Origin of the sequence: Herbaspirillum lusitanum P6-12 (assembly GCF_000256565.1) — a bacterium.
In the GTDB taxonomy this organism is placed as follows: Bacteria; Pseudomonadota; Gammaproteobacteria; order Burkholderiales; family Burkholderiaceae_D; genus Herbaspirillum; species Herbaspirillum lusitanum.
In genome coordinates this window covers 1-6,168 of record NZ_AJHH01000024.1, presented here as the reverse complement: position 1 = coordinate 6,168, position 6,168 = coordinate 1, and the positions used below count along the sequence as shown (strand labels likewise).

The following is a 6,168-nucleotide window of genomic DNA, read 5'->3' as shown; positions in this document are numbered from 1 at the left end:
AATGGTCGGCGCGTCCAGGCCCCAGATCGGCGCCAGGCGCGCCCTTGCCCAACTCTTCGACGGCCGAAGGAATCAGACCTTGTTCATCGCTCGGCACCGAAATGAAGTTCGGACCGTAGATCGAGAACGCCTGCAGCGCGCCCAGATAGCTCGGCGTTTCCACCATCACGTTGCTGCCTTCGTCGATCAGCACTTTGCCCAGCAGGTCCAGGCCTTGTTGCGAGCCCGAGACCATCAGCACTTGTTCGGGCAGGATCCGGGCGCCGTCGGTGGACAGCGAATTGGCCACCCATTCGCGCAGCGGACCGTAACCGTCGGTCGGACCGTATTGCAGCGCGATCTTGCCCTGGTTCGTCAGGACAGTGTCGAACGCCGCTTTCATGCGCTCCACCGGGAAGGTCGCCGGCGACGGCAGGCCGCCTGCGAACGAGGTGATTTCCGGACGCATGGTGATCTTCAGGATTTCGCGAATGGCCGAGCTTTGCAGCTGCTGCGAGCGTTTGGAGAAATTCCACTGAAGCGGATTGGGGTTTTCGATTTTCATGATGCCTGCCAAAAATAGGGTCGTGTAATAGGATCGTATTGCACGGTATTGGATACAGCCGGGAGCGGTCATCCGCCGGTCCGGCGACAAATTGATTGTTTTATGCGATCTCTGCGATCAGTTCGATCTCGACGCAGGCGCCCATCGGAATCTGCGCCACGCCGAAAGCCGAACGCGCATGCTTGCCCTGATCGCCGAACAATTCGCCGATCAGTTCGGAGGCGCCGTTGGTCACCAGATGCTGTTCCGTGAAATCGCCGGTCGAGTTGACCAGGCTCATCAGCTTGACGATGCGCTTGACCCGTGTCAGGTCGCCGCCGCAAGCCGCTTGCAATGTCGCCAGCAAATCAATCGCCACCGCGCGGGCCGCCAGCTTGCCCTGTTCCGTCGTCGTGTCCTTGCCGAGCTGGCCAACCCACACCTTGCCGTCCTTCTTGGCCAGGTGGCCGGACAGGAATACGGTGTTGCCGGTTTGCGCATACATGACGTAGGCGGCGGCCGGTGCGGCCACGGCTGGCAATTCAATATTCAGGGCTTTGAGTTTTTCGTAGACGGACATGCGATGCTCCTGTTTGCTGTGGCCGGCTCACCGTCGTCAGCGTATTGACGCCAGGCAAGGCAGCACGTTTCGAAATGAAAACAAAAAATGTAGTCCGCCATTATCGCAAATATCGCAGCGTTGTGACGGACAACATGACGAAAAGCGTTGCCCCGACTGAATTAGCGCCGATTCAACTGAGGCGCGATGACGGGTGCGCGCCGGATCGCCATGCGCCGCCCGATTGCCACAACGGCAATAACCGCCGTCGCGAACAACAAGTGACTCGCATCCAGGGTTTCGCCGACGATCACCGCTGCACCTACCAGCGTCATGAACGGCTGCAGCAATTGCACCTGGCCGACTCGCGCAATACCGCCCAGCGCCAGGCCCTTGTACCAGAAGAAAAATCCGATGAACATCGAGAAGAACGACACGTAGGCAAACGACATCCATGCCTGCGGAGAAGCTGCCACGCCGTAGTGCATACCGAGCCAGATCGTGACCGGCAACAATACCGGCATCGACAGCACCAGTGCCCAGCAGATCACCTGCTGGCCGCCCATGCTCTGCGACAGGCGACCGCCTTCGGCATAGCCCATGGCCGCCGCCACCACCGCCGCGAACAACGCGAAGTCGGCGGTATGGAAACTGCCGCCGCCCTGGCGCAACGCAAAAGCGATCACGATGAAGCTGCCGATCAGCGCCGCGATCCAGAATCCCGTCGAAGGACGCTCGCCGAAACGCAGCGCGCCGAACAAGGCCGTCGCCAGCGGCAACAAGCCCACCACCACTGCACCGTGCGAGGCGGGTACGTAATGCATGGCGATTGATGAGAACAAGGGGAATCCGACCACCACTCCCAGCGAAGTAATCAGCAACCCGCGCACTTGCAGCCGGGTCGGGAGCTTCGCCTTCAGATGCCACAGCATGCCGATCGCGCATACCGCAGCCACCACCGCGCGGCCGAAGGCGACGAAGGCGGGGCTGAGTTCAGCCACGGCGATGCGGGTAAAGGGCAAGGTGAGACTGAAGACGGCCACGCCGATGAGCCCCAGCCACATGCCCCGGCTTTCATTGCGCGCCACATTGCCTTCGGCTGTGGCAGTGACGACTGGTTTGCTGCTTGCCTGCATGAGAACTCCCCTGTGATCGAATCGATGCAAATTGAGCCAGCTCAGAACCAGATGGCCAATGCCGAATAGAGCGTCAGCAGCACCATGACCGCCGCAAAGGCCATGCGCCACAGCGGGCGCTCCAGGTAACGGCGCAGCACCGCCCCCGCGCCCGCCCAGACGGATACGCAAGGCAGGTTGATGGCGCAGAACACCAGGCAATAGATGGCGATGGCCAGCCACACCGGCTGCACCAGCGGCAGGAACGCGGCTGCGCCCGTGATGGCCATCACCCACGCCTTGGGATTGGCGAACTGGAACAGCGCCGCTCCCATGAATGACATCGGCCGCACATGCGCGCTGTCTTCCTGGCTGAAGCGCATGCTGCGCAGTTTCCATGCAAGGTACAGCAGATAACCGGAGCCGGCGATCTTCAGCAATACGTGGATGGCCGGCACGGCGATGACGAGGCTGCCGATGCCGGCGGCGCAGATCGCCAGCAGCACCATGAAACCGAAGGTGATGCCGAGCATATGCGGAATCGATCGCAGGAAACCGAACCATACGCCCGAAGACGTCAGCATGATGTTGTTCGGTCCCGGCGTGATCGACGTGACGAAGGCGAACGAGGCCAGCGGCAACAAGGCTTCCATCACTGTCCTCCCTGGCGGACGGCGGTGTGCGGAAATCGCGCCAAGGCACGTTGCCACAAGCTGCGCGCCATCAGGCAACGCGCCTTGAGCCACAATCCTGCACCGGGCTTGCTGCGGTTTTCCATGAAGATTTCACTGGCGATGACAGCTTCCACCACGATGGTGCGACCGGGCTGCACGATCAGCGCATCGCCGGCATGCAGCCAGAAATCTTCAGGCCGGCCTTCCTGGGTAACCCAGACATAGCCGCGCCGCACCAGCAGCAAGCGGCTGCGTTCGAACTTGCCCGAGGCCAGCGCGCCGGCGCCCAGGTGCAGATGATGATGTTCGCGTGTCAGTGCAGTCATGCCGCCCTCCTCTGTTGATTGAGGTCAACGTTGCGATCAGCCAGCTGCGCGTTCTGGTCGGGGCGCGACAGAATCTGCGCGAACATGTCGTGGTCGACGTTGCCGCCCGACAGCGTCAGGCCGATGCGCTGTCCCCGCAGGCGATGGCGGATCTGCATCGCTGCCGCCCCGCGCCTTCGGCGACATTGTGGGTGGCGGTGAAATACAATTTCATTGCTGCGGCGACTTCATCGTCGCTGACGGCGATCACTTCATCGACTTCATTCAGGATCACTTCCAGCGAGGCCTCGTCCGGCACGCGACAGGCCATGCCGTCGGCAATCACGGTGGTCACCGGCGACTCGACCTTGCTGCGGCCGTCGAACGACAGCTTGTAAGCCAGCGCATGCGCCGACACCACGCCGATGATGCGGGTCGACAGGCCCAGCGCATTGCGCGCAGCGACTGCGCCGCACATGCCCGAGCCCTGGCCGATGGGAACCAGCACCACATCCAGCCCCGGCTGGGCCGCGAACAGTTCCATCCAGTAGCTGGCCACGCCGGCCACCAGATCGCGGTGCAAGGAGGGAATCATGTGCAGTTGTTCTTGCTGCGCCAACATGGCGGCATGCTCGCGGCTTTCCTGGAACTCCTGTCCGAACTCCACCAGCTCAACGCCCAGCGCGCGCATGGCGGCGTTCTTTTCACGGCTGTTTCCTTGCGGGACCACGATGGTGGCCGGGATGCCGTAACGGCGCGCGGCGAAACCGACCGACTGGCCGTGGTTGCCGCGCGTGGCGGAAATCACGCCGCGCACCTGTTGCTGGCGCGGACGCTGCGCCAGGTTTTGCAGGTAGACCAGGCCGCCGCGGATCTTGAAGGCGCCGGTCGGCGTATGGTTTTCATGCTTGACCCAGGCCTCGGCGCCGAGCGCTTCGCTCAGCAGCGGCCATGCATATTGCGGCGTCGCCGGCATCGCGGCGTACACGGCCTTGGCGGCTTGCTCGATATCGGCATGCGTTGGCAACAAATGGGTCATGAAAGTCTCCTGGTGATGAATCTGTCGTGAATCTGTTTTCTGGTCAATTGAACAAGCGCCGGGTTTCCATCGATCTTCCTGATGACTTCCGATTGACGCCGCTCTTGACATGGGTCTATCCTAATCGACATCGCCAGTACAGTACCAGTACACTTAACCAAATAATTGCTTACATTGTCACGGTAAAATGACCAATACAGCCCGTATCAAAACGCTTCCGCCGGCCGCCATGCCGACTACCCTGCCGCTACTGTCGCGCGAGAGCGGCGACTCGCTGGTCGATCAAATCGTCCGCACGGTGCAGTCGCGCGTTGACGACAAACTGTTGCGCACCGGCGCGCGCATGCCGTCCATACGCCAGTTCGCCGACCTGCACAGCGTGTCGCGCTTCACCGTGGTGGAAGCCTATGATCGCCTAGTGGCCCAGGGTTTCCTTGAATCGCGGCGCGGCTCCGGTTTTTTCGTGCGTGAGCGCTCGCCTGTTGCCAATCCGTCAATGGCCGGTACAGTTGTATCGGCTGCAGGCCACAATCCGGGCAGCGATGCTGCATCGCAACCGCAACAACTCGACGTGGTCTGGCTGGTGCGCAACATGTTCCGCCAGATGCCGGCGCAAAAAATGCCCGGCGGCGGCCTGCTGCCGCCGGATTGGCTGGACGGCGACCTGATCGCCAACGGCCTGCGCGCGGTGGGTCGGCAAAACCAGTCGCTGCTGCTCAGCTACGGCACGCCGCAAGGCTTCCTGCCGCTGCGCCAGCAGTTGCAGCTGAAGCTGGCCGAACTGGAGATTTCCGCCGCGCCCGAACAGATCCTGATGACCTCCGGCGTGACGCAGGGACTGGACATCGTGGCGCGCCATTTCCTGCGCCCCGGCGATGTGATCTTCGTCGACGATCCGGCGTGGTTCCTGATGTTCGGCTCGTTTGCCGCGATGGGCGCCAAGGTGGTCGGCATCCCGCGTCTGGCCGACGGCCCCGACATCGCCAAACTGGCGGAACTGGCGGCGCTGCACAAGCCGCGCCTGTACGTGATCAACTCGGTGCTGCACAACCCGACCTCGACCTCGTTGTCGGCGGCCAAGGCATTCCAGATCCTGCGCATCGCCGAAGAACACGACTTCACCATCGTCGAGGACGACATCTATTGCGACATGCATGCCGGCAATGCCGGTGCGGGCGCCGGCGGCCAGGCGGCCACGCGCATCGCGGCGCTGGACCAGTTGCACCGGGTGATTTACCTGGGGGGATTTTCCAAGACCCTGTCGGCCAACCTGCGCGTGGGCTTCATCGCCACCTCGCCTGACCTGGCGCGCCATCTGGCCGATCGCAAGATGCTGTCGACCCTGACCACCACCGAAATCGGCGAACGCGTGGTCTACAAGATCCTCTCCGAAGGCCATTACCGCAAGCACACCGAACGGCTGCGCAACCGTCTCAACGGCGTGCGCGACAAGGTGGTGCGGCAATTGGAAAGAGTCGGCCTGGGCACCGGCACGGCAACCTCGAACGGCATGTTCGTGTGGGCCGACGCCGGCTGCGATACGAGTGTATTGACCGAGAAGGCCATGGCGCAGGGATTCCTGCTGGCGCCGGGCAGCCTGTTCTCGCCGAATCAGCTGCCGTCCACCAAGATGCGCATCAACGTCGCCAGCATGACGGATCCGGCGATCTGGCGTTTTCTTGACGAAGAACTGGGACGTTGAAACTTCCGCTACCCGATCAATTCAGGTAGCGGAAAAGCGGACGACAAACGCGTTACGCCAAGTGAATCCGCGCAACTTCCACATTGGATGCGTTGTAGAACGCATAGTCCGTGGTGCCGGGGAAGTAGACGTAATGGTCCGATCCGTTGGCCGCAATCTGCAAGCTCTCGCTACCGCTCATCTTGACCGTCAGAATATGCGATGAGGCACCGCTGGCGATGCCCATCTTGATGACATCGTCAGCGGTGATC

Annotated in this window: 7 protein-coding genes and 1 pseudogene; 1 reads left to right on the top strand and 7 read right to left on the bottom strand. The window is 62.1% G+C overall.

The features are described from left to right. The 6 genes and pseudogenes from HLUSI_RS26400 to HLUSI_RS26395 all read right to left on the bottom strand — a co-directional run. Positions 1 to 544, bottom strand: a 544-nt coding sequence (locus HLUSI_RS26400; protein WP_016832204.1) for an aminotransferase class I/II-fold pyridoxal phosphate-dependent enzyme, incomplete at its 3' end; no start/stop codon positions are given. A gap of 100 nt (positions 545 to 644) precedes the next feature. Continuing rightward, positions 645 to 1,103, bottom strand: coding sequence for a RidA family protein (locus tag HLUSI_RS0101105; protein ID WP_016832203.1), 459 nt, complete (start codon positions 1,101 to 1,103; stop codon positions 645 to 647). A gap of 161 nt (positions 1,104 to 1,264) precedes the next feature. After that, on the bottom strand, positions 1,265 to 2,218 hold the full coding sequence (locus tag HLUSI_RS0101100) for a DMT family transporter (RefSeq protein ID WP_016832202.1): 954 nt from the start codon (positions 2,216 to 2,218) through the stop codon (positions 1,265 to 1,267). Between the two features lie 41 nt (positions 2,219 to 2,259). Continuing rightward, a complete protein-coding gene (locus tag HLUSI_RS0101095) occupies positions 2,260 to 2,850 on the bottom strand; it encodes a LysE family translocator (RefSeq protein ID WP_016832201.1) in 591 nt (196 codons plus the stop codon). After that, the gene (locus HLUSI_RS0101090) at positions 2,850 to 3,197 is read right to left on the bottom strand and encodes a DUF2917 domain-containing protein (RefSeq protein WP_016832200.1); all 348 of its coding nucleotides are present in this window, start codon (positions 3,195 to 3,197) and stop codon (positions 2,850 to 2,852) included. The genes HLUSI_RS0101095 and HLUSI_RS0101090 overlap by 1 nt, the downstream gene beginning before the upstream one ends. Continuing rightward, positions 3,194 to 4,215: pseudogene (locus HLUSI_RS26395) on the bottom strand (threonine dehydratase). The gene HLUSI_RS0101090 and the pseudogene HLUSI_RS26395 overlap by 4 nt, the downstream one beginning before the upstream one ends. A gap of 187 nt (positions 4,216 to 4,402) precedes the next feature. Here HLUSI_RS26395 and HLUSI_RS0101080 point away from each other — a divergent pair. Further along, entirely contained in the window at positions 4,403 to 5,917 is a 1,515-nt protein-coding gene (locus HLUSI_RS0101080) for an aminotransferase-like domain-containing protein (RefSeq protein WP_016832199.1), read from the top strand. Positions 5,918 to 5,969: 52 nt separating this feature from the next. On the opposite strand, the gene HLUSI_RS26390 is transcribed toward HLUSI_RS0101080, so the two are convergent. Next, positions 5,970 to 6,168, bottom strand: a 199-nt coding sequence (locus tag HLUSI_RS26390; RefSeq protein ID WP_040503003.1) for a hypothetical protein, incomplete at its 5' end; no start/stop codon positions are given.